At 35.6% G+C, this 26,587-nt stretch carries 18 protein-coding genes; 8 read left to right on the forward strand and 10 right to left on the reverse strand.

Features of this window, described 5'->3' with window-relative positions; genetic code table 11:
- Window positions 1–176: 176 nt before the first annotated feature.
- The 7 genes from M2265_RS16390 to polA form a co-directional block, all read right to left on the reverse strand.
- Complete coding sequence (locus M2265_RS16390) at window positions 177–1,553, reverse strand: OmpA family protein (protein WP_132770022.1); 1,377 nt, start codon at window positions 1,551–1,553, stop codon at window positions 177–179.
- A gap of 248 nt (window positions 1,554–1,801) precedes the next feature.
- A complete protein-coding gene (locus M2265_RS16395) occupies window positions 1,802–2,812 on the reverse strand; it encodes an inorganic phosphate transporter (RefSeq protein ID WP_132770020.1) in 1,011 nt (336 codons plus the stop codon).
- Window positions 2,813–2,844: 32 nt separating this feature from the next.
- Window positions 2,845–3,492 (reverse strand): DUF47 domain-containing protein, encoded by a 648-nt coding sequence (locus tag M2265_RS16400; RefSeq protein WP_021190730.1) that lies wholly within the window; start codon window positions 3,490–3,492, stop codon window positions 2,845–2,847.
- Window positions 3,493–3,581: 89 nt separating this feature from the next.
- Window positions 3,582–4,616: a sensor histidine kinase gene (locus M2265_RS16405; protein ID WP_132770019.1), complete on the reverse strand. Its 1,035-nt coding sequence runs from the start codon at window positions 4,614–4,616 to the stop codon at window positions 3,582–3,584.
- Window positions 4,617–4,685: 69 nt separating this feature from the next.
- Window positions 4,686–5,339 (reverse strand): phosphatidylserine decarboxylase family protein, encoded by a 654-nt coding sequence (locus M2265_RS16410; RefSeq protein ID WP_132770017.1) that lies wholly within the window; start codon window positions 5,337–5,339, stop codon window positions 4,686–4,688.
- A gap of 35 nt (window positions 5,340–5,374) precedes the next feature.
- The gene (locus M2265_RS16415) at window positions 5,375–6,478 is read right to left on the reverse strand and encodes a toxin-antitoxin system YwqK family antitoxin (protein WP_132770015.1); all 1,104 of its coding nucleotides are present in this window, start codon (window positions 6,476–6,478) and stop codon (window positions 5,375–5,377) included.
- A gap of 22 nt (window positions 6,479–6,500) precedes the next feature.
- Window positions 6,501–9,287 carry a DNA polymerase I gene (gene polA, locus M2265_RS16420; RefSeq protein ID WP_132770013.1) on the reverse strand — a complete coding sequence of 929 codons (2,787 nt, stop codon included), beginning with the start codon at window positions 9,285–9,287 and terminating at the stop codon, window positions 6,501–6,503.
- 109 nt (window positions 9,288–9,396) lie between these two features.
- On the opposite strand from polA, the gene rsgA reads away from it, so the two are divergent.
- Entirely contained in the window at window positions 9,397–10,317 is a 921-nt protein-coding gene (gene rsgA, locus M2265_RS16425) for a ribosome small subunit-dependent GTPase A (protein WP_021190727.1), read from the forward strand.
- A gap of 5 nt (window positions 10,318–10,322) precedes the next feature.
- Here the strand turns inward: rsgA and M2265_RS16430 are convergent, their stop codons facing one another.
- Together M2265_RS16430 and M2265_RS16435 are read right to left on the reverse strand one after the other, a co-directional pair.
- Window positions 10,323–12,734, reverse strand: a complete 2,412-nt coding sequence (locus tag M2265_RS16430) for a hypothetical protein (protein ID WP_132770011.1) — start codon at window positions 12,732–12,734, stop codon at window positions 10,323–10,325.
- On the reverse strand, window positions 12,700–13,599 hold the full coding sequence (locus M2265_RS16435; protein WP_231577846.1) for a hypothetical protein: 900 nt from the start codon (window positions 13,597–13,599) through the stop codon (window positions 12,700–12,702). Before M2265_RS16435 ends, M2265_RS16430 begins: the two co-directional genes overlap by 35 nt.
- Window positions 13,600–13,867: 268 nt before the next feature.
- Here M2265_RS16435 and M2265_RS16440 point away from each other — a divergent pair, with 268 nt between their 5' ends.
- The 4 genes from M2265_RS16440 to M2265_RS16455 all read left to right on the forward strand — a co-directional run bounded on the left by M2265_RS16440 (window position 13,868) and on the right by M2265_RS16455 (window position 20,808).
- A complete protein-coding gene (locus tag M2265_RS16440) occupies window positions 13,868–15,673 on the forward strand; it encodes a hypothetical protein (RefSeq protein WP_132770010.1) in 1,806 nt (601 codons plus the stop codon).
- Between the two features lie 145 nt (window positions 15,674–15,818).
- Entirely contained in the window at window positions 15,819–17,540 is a 1,722-nt protein-coding gene (locus tag M2265_RS16445; RefSeq protein ID WP_232789373.1) for a TrkH family potassium uptake protein, read from the forward strand.
- Between the two features lie 10 nt (window positions 17,541–17,550).
- Entirely contained in the window at window positions 17,551–18,237 is a 687-nt protein-coding gene (locus tag M2265_RS16450; protein WP_132770008.1) for a potassium channel family protein, read from the forward strand.
- A gap of 93 nt (window positions 18,238–18,330) precedes the next feature.
- Window positions 18,331–20,808 carry a YfhO family protein gene (locus M2265_RS16455; protein WP_021190725.1) on the forward strand — a complete coding sequence of 826 codons (2,478 nt, stop codon included), beginning with the start codon at window positions 18,331–18,333 and terminating at the stop codon, window positions 20,806–20,808.
- Window positions 20,809–20,843: 35 nt separating this feature from the next.
- Here M2265_RS16455 and M2265_RS16460 read toward each other — a convergent pair whose 3' ends face one another.
- Window positions 20,844–21,440, reverse strand: coding sequence for a ribonuclease HII (locus M2265_RS16460; RefSeq protein ID WP_132770006.1), 597 nt, complete (start codon window positions 21,438–21,440; stop codon window positions 20,844–20,846).
- 431 nt (window positions 21,441–21,871) lie between these two features.
- Between M2265_RS16460 and M2265_RS16465 the strand changes: the two genes are divergently transcribed.
- The 3 genes from M2265_RS16465 (at window position 21,872) to M2265_RS16475 (ending at window position 26,577) form a co-directional block, all read left to right on the forward strand.
- Entirely contained in the window at window positions 21,872–24,712 is a 2,841-nt protein-coding gene (locus M2265_RS16465) for an outer membrane beta-barrel protein (RefSeq protein ID WP_232789374.1), read from the forward strand.
- A 161-nt stretch (window positions 24,713–24,873) separates the two neighbouring features.
- A complete protein-coding gene (locus tag M2265_RS16470) occupies window positions 24,874–25,326 on the forward strand; it encodes a GNAT family N-acetyltransferase (protein WP_021190724.1) in 453 nt (150 codons plus the stop codon).
- A gap of 21 nt (window positions 25,327–25,347) precedes the next feature.
- Window positions 25,348–26,577, forward strand: a complete 1,230-nt coding sequence (locus tag M2265_RS16475) for a M16 family metallopeptidase (RefSeq protein ID WP_132770004.1) — start codon at window positions 25,348–25,350, stop codon at window positions 26,575–26,577.
- Window positions 26,578–26,587 lie beyond the last annotated feature (10 nt).

Genomic DNA, 26,587 nt, shown 5'->3' on the forward strand with positions numbered 1-26,587 from the left:
TCCTTATTTAATCTATCAATAAACCCAACTTAGTTGAAAATAGTGATTTTTAATAACTATGTCTAATTAATTTACTAACAAAATTAATTTCACTTTACAAAGATACGGATTAAAGTATGCAAAATAAAAAAGCCGATTCGCAAGAATCGGCTTTCTAAATTATATGTTAGCTATAATTATTTTTTGATCTCAACACGACGGTTTTGAACACGACCTTCTTCAGTTGCATTAGATGCTACTGGATTAGCCTCACCGTAACCGTTAGCTGTGATTTTAGAAGAAGCAACACCAGCGTTAACTAAGTATTGTTTTACTGCGTTAGCACGGTCTTTAGATAAAGAAACGTTGTAAGCTTCAGAACCTTCAGCAGATGCATAACCATCTAAAGTAACAGAAGAGTTGTTATCACGAACTTCTTTAGCAACTTTGTCTAATGTAGCGTAAGATTGAGTTTTCAATACAGAGCTATCAAATTCAAATTGAATAGGAGCAACGTAACCGTTTGATGAAGTGAATTCATTTGCAACTGGCTCAGGGAATTTGATTTGACGACCAGATCCATCAACTACTGCACCTGCAGGAGAGTTAGGCTCTTTATCGAATTTATCAGAAACACCGTCACCATCAGAATCAGTATTTAAAGCATTAACTGTACCTTCTAAAGTAGATACGCGTTGTTTTAAAGCTTCAACTTCGTTACGTAATGAAGGATCTTTCAATTCATCATACATTGTAGCAACTGGGTTAGCAAAAGTCAAGTTTTGTTTGTCTCTTGAACCTAAAGTGAATTCTAAACCACCGTATACGTTAGAGAATTTACCTTTAACATCTGAACGTCCTGGGCCAAACAATAAGTTGTCATCAGTGAAGTTCATTGTGTAACCTAAGTTTAAAGCAACAACTTCAGATAATTTGAATTTAGCACCAACACCTACCGGAACGTAAGCAGACAATTTGAAATCTCTATCTCCAACTTTTTCACGGTCTCCGAAAATTTCTTCACCCCATTTACCTTTGTTTGAATATTCTGCACCAGTAAAGTCATTGTTCGCAAATTGAACAGGATTACTAGCCATAACACCTAAACCAACTTTAGCGTAAAAGTTTACTGAATTTTCTCTTCTCAAGAAATCGATAGTACCTAATTGGAATACACCATTTAAGCTAGCAGCCCAGTTTACTTCAGTTTCAGCAGATTTAGCACCACCAGAAAGCCATTTTGTACTTTCAACTGCATTGTTTTTGTTGAAAGTTTTAACTTTACCACGGTTACCTTCTAATTCTAAACCGAATAAGTGAGAAAATTGTTTACGAACTGTTAATCCGTAGTACTCACCTACTTTATTTTGGAAGTAACCAACTTTCTGACCGAAGTTGTTAGATCCACCGACCAAAGCGTTAGGTGTAGTGATACCACCTTGAACACCGATTGACCAAGTTCTGTATTGTGATCTTCCACCAAATACAGTTTGAGCTTGTGCTACATCAGCGAAGCCTAAAGCGGCAACTAAGGAAGCAGCAACAGCTGTTTTTTTAATTGTAGAATAGTTCATACTCTTGTTTTAAGGTTATTATTAAATTTTAATTGTTCTTGTTTTGTATGCAATTGTTTAAAGTGCAATCACGGTTTGAAATAATCAAACACCGTGCCGAAATTAAAAAAGGATCAATTGTTTTAATTCTTACTATAATAAAAACTCATTTTTCCCGCTTTTATTGCAAAGCAGTAAAACAAAAATCCGGACGAATGTACCAAATTTTTGTTTTACTTTATATTTTTTTGAGAAAATACTTTAAATTATTACAATATGTAGTGTATAATAAACAATGTGATCGCCCCAAGCAATGCGGAGACAGGAATAGTTAATACCCAGGCCCATAATAAACTAATAGTAACTCCCCATCTTACTGCCGAAACTCTTTTAACAATACCTACCCCGATAATTGAACCGGTGATGGTATGTGTAGTAGAAGCTGGAATACCGAAGTGTTCAGTAAGTCCTAAAGTCAAGGCACCTGCAGTCTCTGCTGCTACACCTTCCAAAGGAGTCACTTTTGTAATTTTAGTACCCATTGTTTTTACAATTTTCCAACCACCACTCATTGTTCCCAATGAAATTGCTAGGTAACAGGTTAATGGAATCCACTCGGGCATGTGCTCTGTGTTGGGTAAATAACCTCCTGCAACCATTGCAACTAAGATAATACCCATTACTTTTTGCGCATCATTACCACCATGAGCAAAACTTAATGCCGCAGAAGAAACGAGTTGCAATACTTTAAACCATTTCTCTGCCACTGCAGGTCTTGAGTTTTTGGCAATATTAATAATGACAAGTGTAATGATAATGGATATGATCATCCCGATAATGGGGGCGAGGACAATAAATGCAATGATTTTTAATGTTGCATCAATGTTAATCGCATGGATTGGATCTCCACCTACAATGAAAGCATAAGCCATACCTGAACCTGCAAATCCTCCAATAAGCGTGTGAGAAGAGCTGGATGGTACACCATAGTACCAAGTGAAAAGGTTCCAACCTATTGCGGCTAATAAACCAGCAAAAATAACTTCTAATGTAATATATTCTTCTAATACAGTTTTTGCAACCGTATTGGCCACTTTATGGTCGGTAAAATAAAAGTAAGCTGCGAAGTTGAAAATCGCGGCCCACAATACTGCCATAAAGGGGGTTAGTACTTTTGTTGAAACAACTGTAGCAATTGAGTTGGCCGCATCATGAAAACCATTAATGTAGTCAAAAGCAATCGCTAGTATAATTACAACAATTAATAATGTTGACATCATAATATGAATGTGTTAATATGCTAAATTCGCAATTATGCGTTTTTAACCAAGATGCTTTCTAATACGTTTGCTACGTCTTCACATTTGTCTGTAGCGTCTTCCATTGCAGATAATACTTCTTTGTGTTTAATTAAAGTAATGGCATCTTTCTCGAATTCGAATAAATCAGCTACCGCTTTGTCAAATATATAATCAGCTTTATTTTCAACACTGTTGATACGAACACAAGAATCTGTGATGTTACGAATATTTTTTAAATCTTTTAATTCAAAAATTGCTTTTGCAACATGGTCAGTAGCCTCAACAATCAGATCCGCCATTTCTATCATGGGTTCAGTTGCTTTTTGAACCTTGTATAGATCCATTTTATTAGAAGCACCATTGATGAAGTCAGCAACGTCGTCTAGTGAGCTTGCTAATGCGTGGATGTCCTCACGGTCAAAAGGAGTGATAAAATTTTTACCTAATTCTAAGTGTATTTGGTGTGTGATGTTGTCACCTTTATGTTCTAAATCTTCGATTTTGCGAACGATTTCTTTACGTTTTTCCGCGTCACTAGCGTTAACGGCTTCTTTAAGTAGCTTAGACATTTCTATCAAATTACTACCTGCTTGTTCAAATAAAGGGAAAAACTTTTTATCCTTAGGAACGAAATACTGAAAAATGCTATTTAAAGACATATCATTATTAATTATTTTTTGCGAAATTACTAAGTTAATGTTAAGTTAATGTTAAGTTTTGAGGAATGTTAAGTTGTGTTTTGTTAACATTAGATTTGCGAAACTTTTTCTAAAGTAAACCCAAATGTTGTACCTATACCTTCTGTACTTCTTACATTTACATTTTGCTGATGTGCTTCAACAATGTGTTTAACAATGGATAAACCAAGGCCAGAACCACCTATCCCCCTAGATCTACTTTTATCGATTCTATAAAATCGTTCGAAAACACGGCTTAGATTTTTCTCTTCAATGCCATAACCATCATCTGTTATCTCCACCAAAACTTGTTCAAATAGTGGGAATATCCTGATTTGGCTTTTGCCCCCGTTCTTACCATATTTAATGGAATTCTCAATTAAATTGACAAGTACTTGACTAATCTTATGCTTGTCGGCTTTCACCCAGTATGGAGTACCAGGTTTAGTTTTTAGTTGGACCTCTATATTATGTGCTTTTGCTTTGTCATCCAGAGATTCTTTCGTTTCTTTAATAAGTTCTACGATATCAAATTTTTCGATATTTAAAACCATTTTACCAGATTCAAGTTTTGAGATTTCGTCTAAATCTTGAATGAGGTAATTCAAACGATCTACATTTTTAGATGCTTTGTTTAGAAATGTCTTAGCCATCTCGATATCCTCTTCCATCAGCCCATCCTGTAATGTTTCTATATATCCTTGTATAGAGAATAAGGGAGTTTTAAACTCGTGTGAAACATTTGACAAAAATTCTCTTCGAAACTTCTCCTGTGATCTAAGTTGTTCTATTTCTATTTTCTTTGCTTTTGCCCATGCCTTAACCTCATTTTCGGCATCCCCTATAGGATCTGCTGTAACATGTTCACCCAAAGCGTCCTTTAGATCCTTACCTAATTTTAGGTTATGAATCAGTTTGTACATGGTATTGATCCTTTTATAGATGTAGCGTTCAAATACAAAGTTGAACATGAGAAAACTGATCAGCGTAGAAACGGCGAAAATGATGAGGAAAGATTTCCAGTCCGAATGATAGTAAAAACTAACAGCAGAAATAGCTAATCCTACGGCTAATGAACAATTTAAAACAAGTTGTCTAAAATTCATGTATGTAATAAAAAAGGCTTTAGTAAAAATACCAAAGCCTAAGTTAGTGATTCCTATATTAATAAATTGTTATAATTTTCCTATGATCGTTTTACCTCCAACCACTTTATCGCCAATATTGACATCGATCTGTGTTCCCAGGGGGAGGAATAAATCTACACGTGATCCGAATTTAATAAAGCCAAATTCCGAACCTTGTGTAACAGCATCATTTTCTTTTAAATACCAAACAATACGACGGGCAAGTGCTCCTGCAATTTGTCTAAAAAGAACCTCTACGCCATTAGCATTTTTAACAACTACTGTTGTTCTTTCATTGTCTGTTGAAGATTTTGGATGCCAAGCGACTAAAAACTTTCCTGGATGGTATTTGAAATAGCTGACCATACCAGAAATCGGGTTACGATTTACGTGTACATTTATAGGTGACATGAAGATGGAAACCTGTAATCTTCTGTCATGAAAATATTCGTTCTCTTCTGTTTCCTCTATCACAACAACTTTTCCATCTGCAGGACATAAGATCGTTCCTTCTTGTACAACGATTTGTTTTGTTGGACTACGGAAAAATTGAACAATCGTAATAAAAAGAAATGCTGAAAGGATGTAAATTATCCATTTAATAACTTCAGGAGCATCATAGTAGTCCGCGATTGCGTTAGCAATAAATATTACTAAAACAGTAATTGCCAGACTTGTATATCCTTCTTTGTGAAATTTCATGTCTATAAGTTTTTTGCAAATATAATCAAATAGTCCTATTGTCCTTTTTCTCGATGAATTATTATCGGTAGGACTTCAATTTTACCTTCCGAATTCTTGTACATTTTACCTGTTACTGTAAGTATATCAGCTATTGGTTTACCATTTTCTAATGATGGATAATAGAAGCTGATATCCGCAATTAATTGTTCCAGTATGTTATTAAGATTTTCAGAGGATGTCTTTTTTATAAAATCTACTTTTGAAGGATTCCCTTCTTTATCTAATTTAGTTTTGTATTCAAAACTCTCTTCTGTAAAGTTTTCAGCACTGATTAGGATCATTGAATTGGTTAGTTCTTTACTAATGAGCATATTGAAGTTAGAGAAATCGTCAAAATTACATGCTTTGAATGTAAGAAATTCTCCTCTAGAAAAATTATCATAGGGAATAATGCCAAATTTACTATGTCGGTAATTATTGTCCAAAAAGTAATCCTCTCCGATTAGTAGATTGCCGTTTTGATATTTTTCCAATGCAATTAATGTCTGCTTACCTCCTTTGTCATGACCTAAAATTTGCCAATTTCCTTCTTGTTTACCATCTTTAATTTTTCCTTTTGCAAGATAAAATTCGAAACCATACTGATTGTAGCCTTCAAATGGTATTGAAAAGGAATAGTTTCCTTCTCCGTCTTTTATTTTTTGAGTTCCGTTCGGAAGCCAGAAATCTTGAATCAGAATAACGCTATCGGTATATAAAAGCTCCATAGCCACTTTATCACTTGGGTAACGATGTATAACGTTACCCATCGGCATATCATTCTTAAATGTCGCTTCCCATTTCAATATCCCATTTGGATGATATGCTTTAAAAGTACCTTCTTTACTTCCGTTAATATAGTTTCCCTCTAGAATTAAGCGGCCATTGTTATTAAAGTCTTTAAATGCACCGTCAAATTTTTGCGTCTTCGGATTTAATGTCGCAACACGTTCTATGGATTTGAACTCACAAGATTTGTCAGCTAAATAATAATTCTTATCAAAATAGAATCGGAACATATTGCTATCTAATTTTTCATAATAGATTGCTTTTTCTTGTCCAAAGGCAAAATTTAGCAACAAAATCAAGGATGATAATATGAACAGAAATTTTTTCATAATTCTTGTTTACAAAATGTTATTAATGTGCTTCCAGCCAGTTTTTACCCTGTCCAATCTCTACTACCAGTGGAATTTCTGTCTTAATCGCGGTCGTCATTTTTGTTTGGATGATTTCTTTAAAAATTTCTACCTCATTTTCTGGGATATCAAAAACAAGCTCATCATGTACCTGCATAATCATCTTGCCGGATAATCCCTGCTCGGTAATCGCTTTCTGGATTCCAAGCATGGCTATTTTAATTAAATCTGCTGCCGATCCCTGAATAGGAGCATTAATGGCATTTCGTTCAGCAAAGCCCCTAACAGTCATATTGGCCGAGTTGATATCTCTTAAATAACGTCTTCTTTTGAGGATTGTTTCCACATATCCATTTTCTTTTGCAAAGTCTAAAACCTCGCTCATGTATTTTTTTATCCCGGCATATTGACTAAAGTACTGATCAATAATTTCTGCTGCTTCTTTGCGGGGAATAGCAAGACTTTGGGATAGCCCAAATGCAGATTGCCCATAGATAATACCAAAGTTTACTGCTTTTGCATTTCTACGTTGATCTGATGTTACCTCCTCTAGCTCTAAACCATAAACTCTGGCTGCTGTGGCGCGGTGAATGTCATGACCGGAAGTAAATGCTTCCATCATATTTGGATCTTTACTCAACTCTGCAATGAGACGCAGTTCAATTTGAGAATAATCGGCAGAGAGTATAACATTATTTTCATGACGCGGAATAAATGCTTTTCTAACCTCACGGCCTCTTTCTGTGCGAATCGGAATATTTTGCAAGTTGGGATTGGTTGAACTTAAACGGCCGGTCGCAGCGACAGCTTGATTGTATGAAGTATGAATTAAACCGGTATCAGGATTAATTAAACCAGGGAGTGCATCTACATAGGTCGATTTTAGTTTTTGTAGCTGTCTAAAACTTAATATATCTTGTACGATATCCGATTTATAAGCTAAAGCCAATAAAACATCTTCGCCTGTTTTATATTGACCTGTTTTGGTCTTTTTCGCTTTTGGATCTAATTTTAATTTATCAAAAAGCACTTCTCCAAGTTGTTTTGGTGAAGCGATATTGAAATTAACACCTGCTTTTTCATAGATAGTCTCCTCCAATTGTCGGATATCTATTTCAAGATTTTGTGAGAACTGTTGTAATGCATCGGTATCGATCCGAACACCGTTTCGTTCTATCTCTGATAAAACATATACTAATGGAAACTCGACTTCATTTGCTAAATTTAGCGTATTTGTTTCCTCCAGTAGTGGTTTGAAGATTTCTTTGAGCTGTAAAGTAATATCGGCATCTTCGGCGGCATATTCCTTGATGATCTCCAGCTCAACATCGCGCATATTACCTTGTTTTTTTCCTTTGCTACCAATTAGTTCTGTGATAGAAAGGGGCTTATAATTAAGATAGTTTTCGGCAAGTACATCCATACCATGTCTGGTGTCCGGATCAATTAAATAGTGCGCCAGCATCGTATCGAAAATAGGGCCTTTTACTGCTACCTGATATCTCGCTAATAACAAAATGTCGTATTTGATATTTTGCCCTATTTTTTCTATTTGTTCATTTTCTAAAACAGGTTTAAAAATATTGATCACCTCCTGCGCTTGGTCACGATCCGCGGGGGTTGGCACATAATATGCCTTTCCTTTTTCAAAAGCAAAAGAAAGACCTACAATAGCGGCCAAATTAGCATCTAAACCCGTAGATTCAGTATCAAAACAGAAGCTGGAAAGTGTTGCTAGTTGTTTTGCTAGTGCTTCTTGCTCCTCTTTGGTATTCACTAAAATATAATCATGTGGAGTGTTCTCAAGGCTATTGACTGGCCCTGTGTACGGTACTCCTTCTTCTGTATCTATCTGTTGTGGCAATGAAAATAAATCCATTTGACCATTTGTACTTCTAGGAGCATCTGCTACACTATTGGTTTCTCCAAAAACACGTTTACCTATTGTTCTAAATTCGAGTTCGTTGAATAAGGGTTCTAGTATTTCTTTATTAGGTTCTTCTATTAATAAGTTTTCTTCTTCAAGTTCTACCGGGACATCCAGCAGGATGGTGGCTAATTTTTTTGAAATCAAACCTTGTTCAGCATAATTTTCAACGTTTTCACGTTGTTTGCCTTTCAATTTATCTGCATTTGCAATGATATTTTCCATTGATCCAAATTCTTGGATCAATTTTTTAGCTGTTTTTTCACCGATACCCGGTATTCCGGGTATATTGTCAACAGCATCACCCCAAAGACCTAATATATCGATCACCTGATTGACGTCTGTTATTTCCCATTTTTCAAGAATTTCTTTTACCCCTTGTATTTCAGCACCATTACCCATACGGGCAGGTTTGTAGATAAAGATATTTTCAGACACAAGCTGTCCAAAATCTTTATCTGGCGTCATACAGTAAACGGTGAAGCCTTTTTTTTCTGCTTTTTTTGCAAGCGTTCCGATGATATCATCGGCCTCGTAACCGTCCTTTGTAATAATGGGAATATTAAAACCGGTGATTAATTTGAAGATATAGGGTATTGATGCTGAAAGATCTTCAGGCATCTTTTCGCGGTGTGCCTTGTACGATTCAAATTCAATATGACGTGCTGTGGGTGCTTCAGTATCAAACACTACTGCTAAATGAGATGGTTTCTGATTTTTTAATATTTCTAACAAAGTGTTAGTAAATCCCATTATCGCACCGGTATTTAAACCATTAGAGGTAATACGAGGTGTTTTGTTTAATGCAAAATAGGCTCTGTAAATCAGGGCCATTCCATCTAGAAGAAATAGTTTTTTCACGAATGCTAATTTTAAGGTAACTCTTACAAAGATAATAAAAACGATAAACCTTAAGTTTAATAAATTTTTACGATTTTTGTAAGATGATATATGCACAAAAGGAACTTATATGAGAGGATTAGTAACCAAATCTACGGGTAGTTGGTATCAGGTGCTGGGTGAGGATGAACAACGTTATGACTGTCGTATAAAAGGGAAATTTCGTACCAAAGGTATTAAAAGTACTAACCCTGTTGCTGTTGGAGATTGGGTACATTTTGAAGTAGAACCGGATCTTGAAAGTGCTGTTATCAATGAATTGGAACCTAGACGTAACTATATTATCCGTAAATCTGTCAACCTTTCGAAGCAAACACAGATTATTGGTGCGAATCTGGATCAAGCCTTTTTAGTTGTAACATTGGCTTCTCCTCCTACTTCTCTTGGTTTTATCGATCGTTTCTTAGTTACTACAGAAGCATATGGTATACCTGCTGTTTTGATTTTCAATAAGCTGGATTTGTTCAGTGATGAGGGACTAGCTATTTTACAGGACTATAAGAGTATCTATGAGCGAATCGGTTATCCATGTTACGAAGTTTCAGCTTTGAACGGCGTGAATATAGATCAATTAAAGGAAGTGCTTAAAGATAAAACCACTTTAATTTCTGGACATTCGGGAGTAGGAAAATCTACATTACTGAATTCAATTGTTCCAGAATACGCCGTTAAGACAGGTGATATTTCAGACTGGTCTGATAAAGGAAAGCATACCACAACTTTTGCAGAGATGTATGACCTTCCTTTTGGTGGAAAATTAATCGATACTCCTGGGATACGTGAGTTAGGAATTGTCGATATCGAAAAGCAGGAATTATCACATTTCTTTCCAGAAATGCGAGCGCTAATGAACCAATGTCGATTTGACAATTGTCGACATGTGAATGAACCAGGTTGTGTCGTTATAGAAGCTGTAGAAGAGGGAGAAATCGAATCCTCTCGTTATGATAGTTATTTAAGTATCTACCATAACGAGAACAATCGGATGTAAATGTATTATTTACTGGCTATAAAGTCTCTTAAATAAGTACATTCGTGGACTGCAGTTTGGTAAAATGCAGTCTTACTGTATTGTGATTTTAATTGATGAAAGTATTTATTATGTAATGAGAACTTGTAAAATGGGTTTTCACTACTATTTTCATAGTATGTCCATCTCATGTCGTCTTTTAACTCGAAGTCTTTCTGTTCGCACTTTGCTAGCATAAAGGTACACTTGGCTTTAAAGTCCAGGCTTGTAGCCAATTCTCGAGCTTTTAGGTACCACTCTTTTGCAGTTTTTGCCTGTTTGTAGTTTCTTTCCCAATACCTGTCTGGTTTGGCATTGTTGTCATATGATGACCAACTGTACGATACTAAAGACCAGGCATTACCATAGGTGCTTGTTTGATATATGCCATTAGCCATATGAAAATAGTAATCGGCTTTTTTACCATTGTTTTGTTCATCCTTTATTAATGTCTGGTACTTGAGCATTCGAGCTGCATATTCAAGTTTTGTCATACTTGATTGTCCAATCTTTTTAGGATAATCATTGATCGTAACGATAAATGGATTTGGAGCAATTGTTTCTTCCGCATACCAATTGCTGTATTCTTTTGATTTATAGGTTCCTGGTAAATTTTTGAAAGTTTTTACGGCATTTGTAAAGTCTAATTCTCTTAAATATGCTGTCCCTATCAATTCAGTTAAATAATTACTGTTTACTTTTTTAATATCTTCAAGTAGAAACTGGACCATTTTCGTCTGTTTTTCAGGAGACTGTATATACCTTTGAACTTGTATTAAGGTTTTGGGAGTTAAATCTTCTTGCCAAAACCGAATGGTACTGTATTGCATGTTGTTTTCAAGTGTGTCATTAACGTATCCATGGTTATAAAAAATATCTCCCTTTACTGCTGCTAAACTTGCCAGTGCGGTATCTCCTTTGGTAAGGTATTGGTTAACAACGATATTTTGTATGATGTTTTTTGAAATGAGACTGTAAGAACCATTCTCAAAAGAACTCCATGAATTATTGTTTTCCATGTTTTTTTCCTTCTTAGCTTTTTCCTGCAACCACTTCAGTGTTGCAATCAATTGATTTTCATCTAAGGATTTTTCTTTTTCCCAATCTGTCAATAAGGTTAACATTTCTGTAATGCGTAACTGATCTTTCAGATTTTCATTTAAAGATTTGGGCTCTACCATCTTTAAGTATTTTTTTGCGAGATCATTTTCGGCATTGAGCCAACTCAAGTAGGCCGCTGTAACTAAGCCTATTTGTGGTTGAATATATTTTTTATCCTTATACATGGTTAGCGCAAGTTCTCGGATGTTTTGGAGGTGTTTTTGAATTTCTTCTTTGTTTTCATCATGATACCACTGCGACATATTATAACCTAATGTATGGTCTTTAATGAAGAAATTTTCTATTTTGTTAACCTCCCGTGTGAGGAGTACGGCATTTATAGTATTAGCAGGATCCAGCTTATAACAGTTTTCGAGATATTCAATAGTACTATTTGGGTTGTTGAAACCGATGATTGCATTGATATTGAATTTGTCTGCTTTAGTTTTGGTATAGGCAAAAATTTCAGCATCAGTTGCTTGTATATAATGAAAATTGTTGTACGCGAGTATTCTTCTTTCGGGCGATATCGTAAATACGCTAGAAAATAAAAAGGCAGCTTTTGCAGGTTCACCATTTTTCCTTACAGCACCTGCATAATTGGATAATGCCCAACCTAATACGGGAGATTTCAGTTTTGACCGAGCGATGTATTTATCATAAACGGTGATGCTTTTTTCATATTCTTTAGCAAAAAGAAATAATCTTGCCGCTTGATATGCGTAACGTAACCACAAGAAACTATTGTTCTTATGAGCCGAAATTTTACTTTCTGCCTCAAGCGCAAATTGCTTTATTTCATCGAAATTACGCTCATCAGGACTCCAAGGGTCTTGTGCAATATTGGTGACAGGTTCTTGCTCTTTTGTAAAATGAAAGTAAGCGAGTTCCTTTTTATTTTTAGGAAGAAATAGACTTTGAATAAATGTGTTATTTCGAAGTGAATCTGGAAGATTATCCAGGATTGCTGTATTCTTTAAAACCTGTATTGTTTCCGGGTTTGATTGGTACATGACTGCGTATAGATCATCTGGTTTCACATTTTTTCCTAAATGATTTACCCAGTCTGTAACATTTACAGACGCTTCCAGTACAGGTTCCTGTTCTGTATATAGAAATTGATAGGGAATAAACTGAAAAGCGGAGTAGCTATTATCTTCCAGATTTGGTAGGAAATAGGTCTGTTGATTGTCATAAGGGTCTATTTCGGGACCACAAGCGATATTAATCGCAATTTCACTGAAATAGAGCATAAATGTAGCGCTAAAAAGCAGCAATAACTTCTTGTAAATCTGCATAATTATAGTTCGATAAAACTTCTGGGGCCAAATGGTAGAAGATGATTCTTTTCTCTTTTCCTTGAAGTTCTTTATTTAAAAATTTGGCGGTTGCAATTAACTGTTCCTTCGTTATAAATTCATGACGGATCACATCTCCTTTTTTTAGATTCGCTTTTTGTAAGTCCTGGTTCAGAATAAATAATTCCGTCTTTGGATTTCTTGTAAAGAGTGATTTATCATCCAAATCGCTCTTGTCGATATACTTAGAAATACCAATATATTGATGATCGCGAAAGGCTACATACCAATCGAATAGGGGTAAAGCAATATCTAATTCTAAAGGATAGTCTTTAAGAGTTCCACTCAGGTAAGTTGTTAAATCTTGCTGATTTAAAATAGAATTATGATCTCCAAATTGTCTTAAATTTCCCATATTATAGCACATCAGTGTTGCTCTTTTTACAGGAGGTATACCACTGGACTGAATATTTTTAACTTGATGAAGCCTTAATGTCGTGGTTATCGTCACTTCATTTAATTCAGGTATCTTTTGTAGGTATTCTAGCAGATAGAAAAATTTATCACGGGAGCTTTTAGTCCAGTCGCAATCAATCTGTAATTCTTTAAAGTCTTCTTTTCCGGATTGTTTAGCCTTTTCAGATACAAAAGGTATCATTTTATGTGCAAGTCCTCTAATCTGGAGACTATCTAATTCTGTAAATATTCTTTGGTTGATAAATACAACAGGCACAAGTGTTTGATTTGATGGAAGAGTTTTTTCAAAAGAAATTGGAGAGATGGGAACGGGCTCAATACCCCCATCAGTAAAATCAATATCCATTATACGAACGAATAATGTATTTGATTTTAGATCTTGTATCATCTTTTGTGATAAGGTGTCGGACTTATAGTTTGTCTTCCAATAATAAAAGCCTACGGAGGGTTCTTTTTTTTGACAGGAAATGTGTAATATTATACTAAGCGAGATACAGAAGAACAGCTTTATTTTATATGGTGTCATGAATTTGGGACCAAGTGAAAGAATCGATACTAATCTACTTTTATTGAAAATCAAACAAAAGTATTAATAAGTTGTTTTGTATTAGATAAAAATAACCAAATAAATTTACTAAAAAAGGAGCGCGTTTTACATGAAGGCTGTTTGGAAATGGATAATCGGTATTTTCGTAATACTGTTGATTGTGCTTGGTGGGGTTGTTTGGTATTTTAGTGTGCATTGGAAGCCAATTGTAGACCAAAAATTCAGAGAAATAGTGCTCGCATCTACCGATAGTTTGTACACGGTTGATTATGATGACTTGGATATTAATCTTGCTTTAGGAAATGTAACGATAAGCAATCTGGTTTTACGCTCGGACAGCAATGTTTATGCGCGACTAGAAGGAATAAATAAAGCTCCTGATAATCGTTTTCAAATCGAAGTCGCCAAATTAAAATTTCGTAATTTCTCTATACGGGATATGCTGCTGAATAAAGAGCTTTATTTAAAGAATGTCGTTTTAGATACTCCGAGTGTCCATATGATCAATAAGTATCATTCCTATAATGATACAGCATCTACAGAAAAGAGTAAACCCTTATATGATAAAATAAAGAATACCCTAAAAAGAATCCGCATAACCGGAATCGATTTGAATAAGGTCAATTTTAAATATTCGCAGATTCAAAAAAGTATCTACCAAGATTTTGAGATCAAGAAAGTCAATATAAAGATTCAGGATGTTTTGGTCGACTCGACATCAATTTCCGATGCGACACGTTTCTATCATACCAAAATGGTTGATATAGAAGTTCCTGCATTTACTTATAAAACTCCTGATGGATTTTATAAGGTTGATTTTGATCAATTAAAAATCAATACTAGGGATCGTAATATCATGTTGACAAAGGTGGCTTACCAACCTATTTTGGGTAAGTCGGCCTATTATAAAGCAAAGGGTAAAGGAGGAAGCTATGTTGTCATGAAATTCGACACGGTTCGTTTTGAATCTTTTGATTTTAATAGTTTGTTACGTAATAAGAAGATCTATGCAGGAAAAGCGCAACTGAAAAATGGACTCTTGGATATTTATTCGGACAAGCATTATAAATCAACACCTGTAAATAAAGTTGGAAGATCTCCGCATCAAGCTTTAATGCATATGAAAACGCAATTAGCAATAGATACGGTATTGGTACAAAATGCTGATATAAGCTATTCGGAGTTAAGTGGTAAATATAACCAGGTCGGGAAGATTACCTTCGATAAGAGTTATGCGACTATTAGTAACATGACCAATGATGTTTCAAGTCTGGCTAAAAATAAGTGGATGCGTGTCGATGTTCTGACAAAAGTGATGAATAGTGGGCGTTTACATGTTTTATTCGGATTTGATATGACATCGAAAACAGGTTTTCATACTTATAAAGGAACAGTAGGAGCAATGCAGGCACCAGCCTTTAATAAAATTTTAAAGCCGCTCTTAAATGTAGAAATAGCCTCGGGAAATATCAAAAAAATAGCTTTTGATATGGAAGCAACCGATCACAGAAATTGGGGAAAGTTTAATTTTGATTATGATGATCTAAAAATCACCATTTTAGAGAAGAAAGAAGATGGGACTGTTAAAAGAAAAGGTTTTATCTCTTTACTGGTGAATGAACTTTTGGTTAACGGTAGTAATCCAAACCTTTCTGGAGAATATATTATTGGAAAGGTCAATTGGCATAGGCATGCTGACCACACTTTTTTTAAGACCCTTTGGCAAAGTCTATTGGATGGAATAAAGCAATGTGTGGGGCTTAGCAAGGAGCGGGAAGCTAAATTAATGCGTACTGCTGACCGCGCACAACATACAGTAGAGAAAGCCAATACTGTTGTTGGCAAAACGAAAAGTTTTGTATCGAAGCTTTTTAAGAAGAAAAAAGGTGACGAAGAGAGCAAAGTCGCCGAATAAAAAAGAGGGTTTCACGTGAAATATGATCATCGGGGCAGGAAGTTCTGTTTTTCCTAAGTTATCAGTATGTTTGTGACAGATGGGGTCAATATTGAGTTTTTTAAAATTCGTCTTTAAGTATAAGAATAGCATTGTAGATCAAATCATGTTTTATGTCAGCATGATCTGTGCTTTTGCCGTTATTTTCAATGTGGGCTATGTAAGAGATCCAAATCTTGCAAACCTCCTCGATCATATCATTAATGCAATGTTCTATGTTTTGTTCATCATGACAGGACTTCGTACAGCTTCTTCTATTTTTGCGTTGAAAAGAATTGAAGTAGAACATTATTCAGGGCTGGTGATCCTAAGCTATTTTGCTTTAATCATAATAGCGCGATTTGCAAGTGTTCCCGCAGTTGATCTTTTCGGTAAAGATCAGTGGATCTATCTAGGTATTTATCTGGTGTTTATTGCAGAGCTTTCCAAGAGTACCTTGTTTTTTGATAACTTCTATTTTAATCCCACTATTTTATTTGTTATCAGTTTTTTTGCATTGATTCTTATCGGTACTGTTTTGTTGATGTTGCCCCGAACAACAATAGAAGCCCCTTTGAGTTTTATTGATGCACTATTTATGGCGACAAGTGCTGTATGTATTACGGGACTATCGGTGACAGATATTTCAACTAACTTTTCTCTCTTTGGACAAACAATTATTCTGGTGTTGATCCAGATTGGTGGATTGGGAATTATGACTTTTACCGGTTTTTTCGGATACTTCTTTTCAGGTGGTTTTTCGTTCAAGAATCAATTGATGTTTGGCGAAATTCTTGGTGAAAATAAAGTGGGATCGGTGGTTAAAACACTTCTCACGATAATTTTTATTACATTATTATTTGAACTTCTCGGTGCTTTATTAATCTTTAGCACGCTAGATGCAACTCTTTTTCCTTCTCTGGGAAATCAGGTGTTTTTCGCTATTTTTCATTCTGTATCTTCTTTTTGTAATGCTGGTTTTTCGATCCTAACGGATGGAATCACCAATGATGGCTATAAATTTAATTACAACTTCCAATTGGCTTTGTCTGTATTATTTATACTAGGTGGATTGGGTTTTGGGATCGTATTGAATATTTATTCCTATGTAAAAGATTCTTGTATTTACTGGTATCATCGGTTGGTGACGAAGAAGAATTATAAGCATAAAGCTTGGAACTTCAGTTTTAATTCAAAATTAGTGCTGGCGTGTAATGCGGTTGTCGTTGTGTTGGCAACAATATTCTTTTTTCTGTTAGAGCGGAACAAGACTCTTTCTTTGGAACAGGGGCAGATGGGCGAGTGGATAACCTCATTTTTTATGGCCAATGCTTCGCGTTCGGCTGGATTTAATAGTGTTGATCTCTCATTTGTATCCATGCCCACAGTCTTGTTAATTATCCTACTCATGTGGGTAGGAGCATCTCCTGGTTCCACTGGTGGTGGTGTTAAAGTTACGACCATTGCGGTGTCTATAATGAATATCATTGCTTTGGCAAGAGGAAAAGAGCATATTGAACTTTTTAAAAGACGGATCGCAGGCGAATCTGTACATAAAGCATTTGCCATTATTCTATTGTCGCTATTTACGATCGGTGTGAGTTTTATGCTGCTGGTTTTTTCAGATCCTGATAAGAGTTTTAAAGCATTGTTATTTGAGGCAGTATCTGCCTATACGACCTGTGGGCTGAGCTTGGGAATTACACCATCTTTGAGTGTTGCAGGTAAATTTATTGTAATGATGACGATGTTTGTCGGTCGTGTCGGTACATTGACATTATTGGTGGCTTTTATTAAAAATATAACACGAAGAAATTACACTTTTCCAGAGGAAAAGATACTCTATTAATCGAATTTATATGAAATATATCGTTTTAGGACTAGGGCATTTTGGACGATCACTTGCAGTTCATTTGACAGAATTGGGGCATGAGGTGATCGGGGCGGATAAAAGTCTGATTATTGTTGAGCAATTAAAAGATAAAGTAACACATACGGTCTGTCTGGATACAACAGACCGGGAGGCAGTATCATCTTTACCGCTTAAGGACTGCCATGCCGTTATTATTGCTATTGGAGAGGATGAAGGAGCTTCATTGCTAACAGTAGCTTTAATGAAACAATTAAAAGTAAAGCGAATCATAGGAAGAATTGTTTCGGACCTTCAGAAAACAGTGCTTGAAGCAATGGAAATCGCCGAATACATTATGCCAGAGGAAGAGGCTGCAGAAAGGCTAGCGATGCGTTTGGACAATATTGATATTGTAGATTCATTCAAAGTATCTGAAAAATACAGTATTATTGAGACAAAAGTTCCATCAAAATATGTTGGAATGACCCTTCGTGAAGCTAACCTAACTAATCTTTTTAAAGTGATCGTCATGACAACACTCAAGATAACCGAGGTAAAAGATAGCATCAAAAAGAAAGAAATTAAGGAGGCTTCGGGTATAGCGACTTCGGAAACATTATTGGAAGAAGGGGATATATTGGTTCTTTTTGGTGAATTGTCGAATATTAATAAGCTTATCCAAAAAGGGGAATAGGAGAAATAAGTCTTGGGTTTGGAAAATAATATAAATTGTAAAATCAAATGTATATTTTTGGTTTTCGTAAGTTTTAATAACCTAATAATATAAATGAAAAATTGGTTTAAGGAAAATTCAGCACATCTTATCGTGATAGCGATTTTTGTAGCGCTTGTATTCTTTTATTTTACTCCAGTGTGGCAAGGGCAGACTTTGGCACAAAGTGATGTTGTGCAGGCTCAAGCTGCACAGAAGGAAATGTTCGATTATAAAGCTCAAGATGGAAAAGCTCCGTTGTGGACAAATTCAATGTTTGGTGGCATGCCCACTTATCAAATCTGGTCTGCAAGTGAAAATAATATTGGAACCTATATCTTAGCGGCGGTCAAAACCGTTTTTCCACAACCCATTGATATCGTTTTATTTTATTTATTGGGAGGGTATTTCTTATTGAGTGTATTACGTGTTCGACCATGGCTAGCCGCATTAGGCGCCGTTGCTATTGCGTTTACATCTTATAATTTTATTTATATCGAAGCTGGACACGTCACAAAAGCGTATGCTATTGCTTTTATTCCTGCTGTCATAGGAGCGGTGATCATGTGCTTTAGAGGGAGCAGAGTTTGGGGCCCAGTTCTGTTGGCCTTATTTATGGCTCTTGAGATCCGTGTCAACCATTTACAAATGACTTATTATATGCTTATCGCATTGATGGTTTATGTAATCTTTGCCTTGGTATACGCCATTCGTGATAAAAAGATCAAGGAGTTTTTTATTGCTTCGGGTTTACAGTTGGCTGCAGTAATTGTCGCTATTTTAGTGAATGCTTCGATTTTAATTCCGACTTATGAGTACAGTAAATTAAGTACACGCGGTCACGCCAATATTACTAAAGTGGATGCCTCGAAAGAAAAGGGATTAGATAAACAATATGCTTACGAATGGAGCCAAGGTGTAGGAGAAACATTGACATTTTTGATTCCGAATGCGTATGGAGGAGGAAATAGTGGTATTTTGGATGAAAAGTCTAATGTCGCAAAGTTTTTGCAGTCTACTTTTGGAGCACAGGGAATGAGCACTGTTCAGGCAGGTGAATTCGCAAGTAGAATGCCGGTTTATTGGGGAGACAAACCATTTACTTCTGGTCCATGGTATTTTGGAGCTGGTGTATTGTTTCTTTTCATTTTAGGTCTATTTATTGTCAACAATAGACTAAAATGGTGGATTCTTACAACAACTGTCCTAATTTTATTGCTGTCGTTCGGAAAGAATTTTACATTGGTTTCAGACATATTCTTTGACTACTTCCCGATGTACAATAAGTTCAGAGCGGTCGAGTCGATATTGGTGATCGCGGCAATTTTGATTCCATTGATGGCGGTGTTAACGTTGAATGAGTTGATCACAAAGGCAGATAAAATTGAGAAATTAGATAAGAAAGTACTGTATACTTTTATCGGATTAGGTGCTATTTGTTTACTTGTTGCTTTTGTACCAGATCTATTTTTAAGTTTTAAAAAGAAAGAGGATGTGCAATTGCTGGAGCAACTGACAAGCCAGGTCGGTGATCAGGCAGTTGCAAATCAGTGGTTAAACAATTTAATAAAAGATCGTTCGGCAGTGGCGAGTGCAGATGCGTATCGTTCTTTTGCCATCGTTTTGATTACCTTTTTAGCAGTATGGTTTTTTATTAAGAAGAAGCTTTCTGCAAATGTTTTGATTATTGGATTGGCGGTTGTTTTTCTGTTTGATCTCTGGAGTGTCGATAAGCGCTTTTTAAATGACAAATCATTTGTAGAGAAACGCATGGTAACAGGTCAGGCTTTTCAAGAGCGGGAGGTCGATCAATTGATTCGTATGGACAAGGATTTGAGTTACCGTGTCATTGATTTAACCACAAATCCATTTTCAGATGCCCGTGCGTCATATTATCATAAATCTTTAGGTGGTTACCATGCTGCGAAATTGATGCGGTTTCAGGAGATTTTGGAGAACCAATTTAATGGAGCTATAAACGAAGACGTGTTGGATATGTTTAATGTCCGTTATGTCATTACAGGAGATGAACAAAAGGGGCAACGGATACAACGTAGAAGTTCTGCTGCTGGAAATGCCTGGTTTGTTGATCAAGTAACATTTGTTAAAGACAATGCGCAGGAGATGCAGGCGATTGGTAGTTTCACTCCTTCAAAAGAGGCTTTTGTTAGTGAAGAATTTAAAGATAAATTTGACGGTAAACGTTTAGGTTTGCCCGTTAATGCATCGATAAAGCTGACTTCTTACCATCCTGATAAAATGGTTTATGAATATTCTACTCCTACAGATGCATTTGCTGTATTCTCTGAGGTATATTATGAAAAAGGCTGGAAGGCTTTTGTTGACGGTAAAGAGGTGCCAATTATACGTGCTGACTATATTCTGAGAGCATTACAATTACCAGGTGGGAATCATAAGGTCGAGTTTATTTTCGATCCGGCATCTCATAAGCTCGGTAATATATTGACATTAATTGCGTCCATAATTTTAGGATTAGGGATTGCTGTTGCAATTTACTTCTCAATCAAAAAGAATAAAAAAGCAACAATCTAGAAAGATTGTTGCTAAAAATAATTTTTTAAAAACCTTTAGAATAACTTGAGCTGTGGATCAGTTATTCTAAAGGTTTTTCTATGATGTGGTGTTATTCCTCTGGCAAGTACTGCACTTCTGTGCTTGACTGTAGGGTAGCCCTTATTGTTTAGCCAATCATACTCAGGATAATCTTTTGCAATATTGTCCATATAATCATCACGGTACGTTTTAGCTAAGATGGATGCTGCCGCAATAGATAAATATTTTCCGTCACCTTTAACAATACAATTATGGGGGATTTCCTGATAGGGAATAAATTTATTACCATCGACTAAAATGTACTCGGCTTTTAATTTTAATTGATCCAGAGCTCGATGCATGGCGACATAAGAGGCATTATGAATATTTATCCGATCAATCTCTTCTGCGGAAACGCTAGCTACTGCATATGCTAAAGCCTCCTGCTCTATAATACTGCGCAATTGCATTCTTTTTTTTGCACTAAGCTGCTTGGAGTCATTTAATACTTCATGATGGTAGTCTTTTGGGAAAATCACTGCAGCAGCAAAAACTGGCCCCGCCAAACAACCTCTCCCAGCCTCATCACAACCCGCCTCTATAAACTCATCTTGAAAATATGATAATAGCATTTTATTTATTTTTGAGTAGCAAAAATACAATATATTATTAATAGCAAAAGGATGTGTTTATAGTAGCTTTATATATGAATTGTGGTATTTGATTTTTTGAACAAAATGCGAACGATTTTTTATACTTCGATTCATCTTTAAAAAGTTTTTATTAGCCCGCCAACTGTCGTGAAATTAGGTTTTATTGTAACTATTATGTTAAAATTTAGGTTTTACGTTTATTAACACTACTATTTTCTTCTTTTGTATAAGTATCAAATGAATATAACCCTGTGCTGTATACGATCGTTGTTTACCTGTTGGCTTTATTCTTTATGTTAGAAAGATTCAGTACAGCGTATCATGAGATGAATGGGAAGATTGGGTTGATTTATTTGAGCCTGGTGGGATTACCACACAGAATAAGAACCGATAATTACAAAAAGATGTATATGATGAGGATTACTTTCCTTTTATTTTGCAGTATGTTATTGAGCTGGGTTGCTCAAGGACAGACGAAATCCGTTCAAGGGATGTTGAAAGATGACAAGATTCGTGTTGTCGCTGGAGCTTCAGTAAAATTGATTTCAGATCAAGATTCCCTAGTAACCAGTTCTTCGATTGCCGGTATATTTATTTTTAATAATGTAAAGGCGAGTAAGTTTAAAATTTCTGTTTCAAACTTAGGTTTTGAAAGATTTGAGCAAGAGTTTACCTATCCGGAAGGAGAAAGTAAATACATTATTCCAAGCTTTACATTAAAGCCGGCCTCAGAATTATTGGAAGAAGTGGTTATTGATGGTGTGCCGACTATTGTTGTTAAAGGTGATACATTGGAATATACCATGAAGGATCTAAAATTACGAGATGGATCTGTGGCCGAAGATGCGTTGAAGAAATTACAGGGAGTTGAGGTGGATAAAGACGGTAATGTAACTGCTCAAGGTGAATCCGTGAAACGTGTACGCATTAACGGTAAAGATTTCTTTGGTGGGGATGTCAAAACTGCAACACAGAATCTTCCTGCCAATATCATTGAGAAGATGCAGATTGTTGATGACTATGGAGATATGGCCAATATAACAGGCAACAAAAATGGTGATTCGGAGAAAGTTTTGAATATCCAGATTGATCCCAAATATAATAAAGGGCAAATGGCAACTTTACGTGCTGGTTACGGTACAGAAGACCGTTATCAAGCTACCGGTATGTGGATGGGTATGAGAGAAGGAGAGCAGATTTCTATTTTAGGAAATCTTAATAATACAAATGCACCATTATTTGATTTTAATACTACCGGTGGGGGAGCTCGCCGTCAACAAGGTGGTGGAGGTCGTCGAGGTGGCGGTATGTTTGGTGGATCAGATGGTTTGACAAAATTGGGCTCAATTGGTTTGAATGCAAGGAAAGATTTTTCGGATAAGCTGACTGTTTATGGAAGCTATAGCTACAGTCATAGTGATAATACTACTTTGTCCGAGCAATTTCAAGAGATTACCTTGAGAGGTATCACGCAAAATGATAGTATAAAGTCAAACTCAAATAATATTGGTGCCAGTCATCGTTTCGAGGCCAATCTGGAATGGAAACCATCGACAAAGGATTATATTAAAATAACACCTCAGTTTGGATTTGATGATGGTGATGCGAATACAGTAACAAATTCGATTACTTTTAGAAATGAGGAATTTAATAATTCGCAAGATCAAAGTATTTTTTCAAATTCAACGGCCCCGCGTTATGGTATAAGTGGTTTATATAATCGTAAGTTGAATGAAAATGGCCGTAATATTTTCATGAATATGAATTATAATAACGCCAAAACAGATAAGGATCAAAATGCAATATTACAACGATTATTGGAAGATCCTAATAATGCTGATGCCTCTTTAAATTCAATCTACGAGAAAACTATCCAAGAAGCAAAAAATAAGAGTTGGAATGCGGGAGGTTCATTGAACTACACAGAACCTTTGTCAAAGAACGGTAAATTAGAATTTACATATGACTTCAATAAGAATAAATATGATAATTCAAACCAACAACAGGGTTATGATAAAGATGAAAATGAGATTCTTAACGATCCTAAATTGAACTTTGATTATAATTATGACTACTCGTTCACAACGCATAGAGTTGGAGCTAATTATTTGTATAGTGGAGAAAAAGTAACTTATTCCATTGGTGCGGCCGCGCAACCGTCTCAATTAAGAGGTAGTGCCTTGAGTTCAGATTTATCTGTACCTATTCATCGTAATAACTTGAATTGGATGCCAATTGCACGGTTTGAATACAAATTTTCGCGCCAATCTAATATTTCCCTAAATTATAGTGGATCAACAACTGAGCCATCAGTAACACAGATTCTTCCGTTTGATATGAGTACCAACCGTACCAGTATTGTTATGGGTAATGCGAATCTAAATCCCGAGTTTAATCATCAAATGAATATTAGATTTCGTAAAAATGATTTTCAGAAGGGAAATAATTTCTTTGCTTTTGTAAATGCAAATTTAGCAGAAAATAAAATTGTAAGTTTAAATAAATCATATTTGGGCCGTTTAAAGAATAGTAATACAGGAGGAGTCGATACTACTTTAATTTCTGAGACGCGCTATCTCAATGAATCAAATGATCATCCATTTGGAATTAGTTCCTTCTATCATTATGGTAAATCTTTGAAAGAAAAGACGTATAACATCATGTTGATGGGAGGTGTTTCTTATAACAAAAGAATAGGCTATTCATCAACAGATAGTCTTGATAATATTGGTTTGAAAAATGTGTCTAGAAATATTGTATTCAATCAAGGATTAATGTTGCGATATAATCCTTCAGAGAATCTGGAGATTAATCCTGGAGTTAGGTATCAATATAATCATACTGAAAATTCATTAACAAATAGAACCACTAATATTTCATCTTGGACACCAACCTTAATTGGTTCTGTAAATATTACCCCTACCACAATTTTCGGGGCGGATTTGTCAAAACAATTCAATCAGGGTTATGGGGATGGTATAAATGCTAATCCATTTATCATCAATACTTATGTGGAACAAAAGTTTTTAAAAGGTCAGCGTGGAACAGTGCGCTTACAGGCATTTGACCTCTTAAATGAGCAAACAAATGTTTCCAGAACAGTTAGTGAATCTATGGTTGTCGATAGTCGTACTAATAGATTGGGACGTTACTTTATGCTATTATTCACATATAAATTTCAAAAATTTGCATTAGGCTCTCCGACAGGAGATGGTGGCGGTCATGGAGGCATGCGCCCGCCACGCATGTAAGCTTACCACCTACCTATCGAAAAACAAGTGGATAAAATGGTTCTGATCGTAAGATCAGAACCATTTTTTGTTTGGTGCTATATCCCATCCACGTCATTTTTCGACTGTTATAGAATTCGACTGTTTTTATTTAGTTATTTTTGCCACTAAACGAATGCATTATGATCACATTTGAAAAATTAACGTCTGAAAATATTGATATCATTGTTGCTATGATGCAAGATTTTTATGCAATTGATGGATATGATATCGATCCTATTGTAAGCCGAGAAAATTTTAGAATTTTTCTTGACGATGAAAAGCTGGGGCAGTCTTGGCTAATTAAAGAAAATGATTTAGTCCTGGGGTATATTATTGTTGTTTATTTCTTTAGCTTTGAATTTAAGGGAACGGTAGCTTTGCTGGACGAATTATATTTAAATGCTGATGCAAGAGGCAAAGGTTTAGGTAAAAAGGCTGTTGAGTTTGTCAAAGAATATGTTCAGGACAAGGGCTGTAAATTGGTTCTGCTAGAGGTTGAACCGCATAACTTACCGGCACAAAAATTATATGAAAGTCAAGGTTTTGGTTTTCATCCTAGAAATATAATGCGATATGGCATTAAAAATAATTAAATAGAATCTCCAAATTAATATATGGAATACGAAATAATACGCTTATCCAATGGTATCCGTGTGGTTTTTCAACCGCAAAACCTACCGATTACACATGCTTGTATGTTAATCAATGCAGGGTCAAGAGATGAAAAAGAAGGTAAATTTGGCGTTGCACATTTTATTGAGCACCTACTTTTTAAAAGAACTGAACGTAGAAGTACGAATCAGATTTTAAACCATTTGGAAGCTGTTGGTGGAGATCTTAATGCCTATACGACAAAAGAATATACATGTGTACATGCATCATTTTTGACCCCGTATTTGGATAAAGCTTTAGATCTATTTGAGGATATCTTTTTTCATTCGACTTTTCCTGAGGAGGAATTAGATAAAGAGAAATCGGTTATTGTCGATGAAATGGCTTCTTATCTGGACAGTCCTGAAGAATCTATTGTAGATGATTTTGAAGATCTATTATTCAAAGGAGCTGGTTTGGGGCATAATATACTCGGTCTTGAGGATCAATTGTTGGCACTTACAAAAAGCGATATTCATGATTTTATTCAGTCAAATTACGATACAAATGAAATCGTGATTTCGATTACAGGAAATTATACGGTTAAACAGGTCGAAAGGCTTGCCAATAAAATTTTTGCATCCGTTGCTGAAAATAAAATTCAGCGGGAGAGGAATGATGTTGTTGCGGTGCCTGTATCGCATGTCGAGATTCCTAAACCAATTAATCAGGTCCATTATATGGTCGGTGCACATGCATATAGTTTTAGAGACGACCGAAAAACAGGTTTATTGTTATTAAATAATATGCTGGGAGGAATGGGGATGAGTTCGATATTGAATCTTTCCATTCGTGAAAAATATGGAATAGCTTATACAATCGAATCTAATTATACCATGTTTTCAGATTCGGGCTTATTTAGTATTTATTTGGGAACAGATGAAGAAAAGATAGAGAAAGCAAAAACACTTGTTTTTAGGGAGCTTAATAAATTTTGTGAAAAGGAGATGAGTGCTGTACAGCTTCAGAAAGCAAAACGCAAATTTATCGGTCAGATCGCACTTTCAGAGGAAAACAGGATGAGCATGATCATTGCTGCGGCAAAGAATGTGATGGACTACAACCAGATTATTGAACTAGATGTTATTATTGATAAAATAAAAGCGATTTCAACGACAGAATTATTGGAAACATCACGGGAGATTTTAGATCCCGCTCGCATGACATCACTGAGTTTTGTTCCTGAATCTTAGTGTTTAATTT

It is taken from the genome of Sphingobacterium kitahiroshimense (assembly GCF_025961315.1).
In the GTDB taxonomy this organism is placed as follows: Bacteria; Bacteroidota; Bacteroidia; order Sphingobacteriales; family Sphingobacteriaceae; genus Sphingobacterium; species Sphingobacterium anhuiense.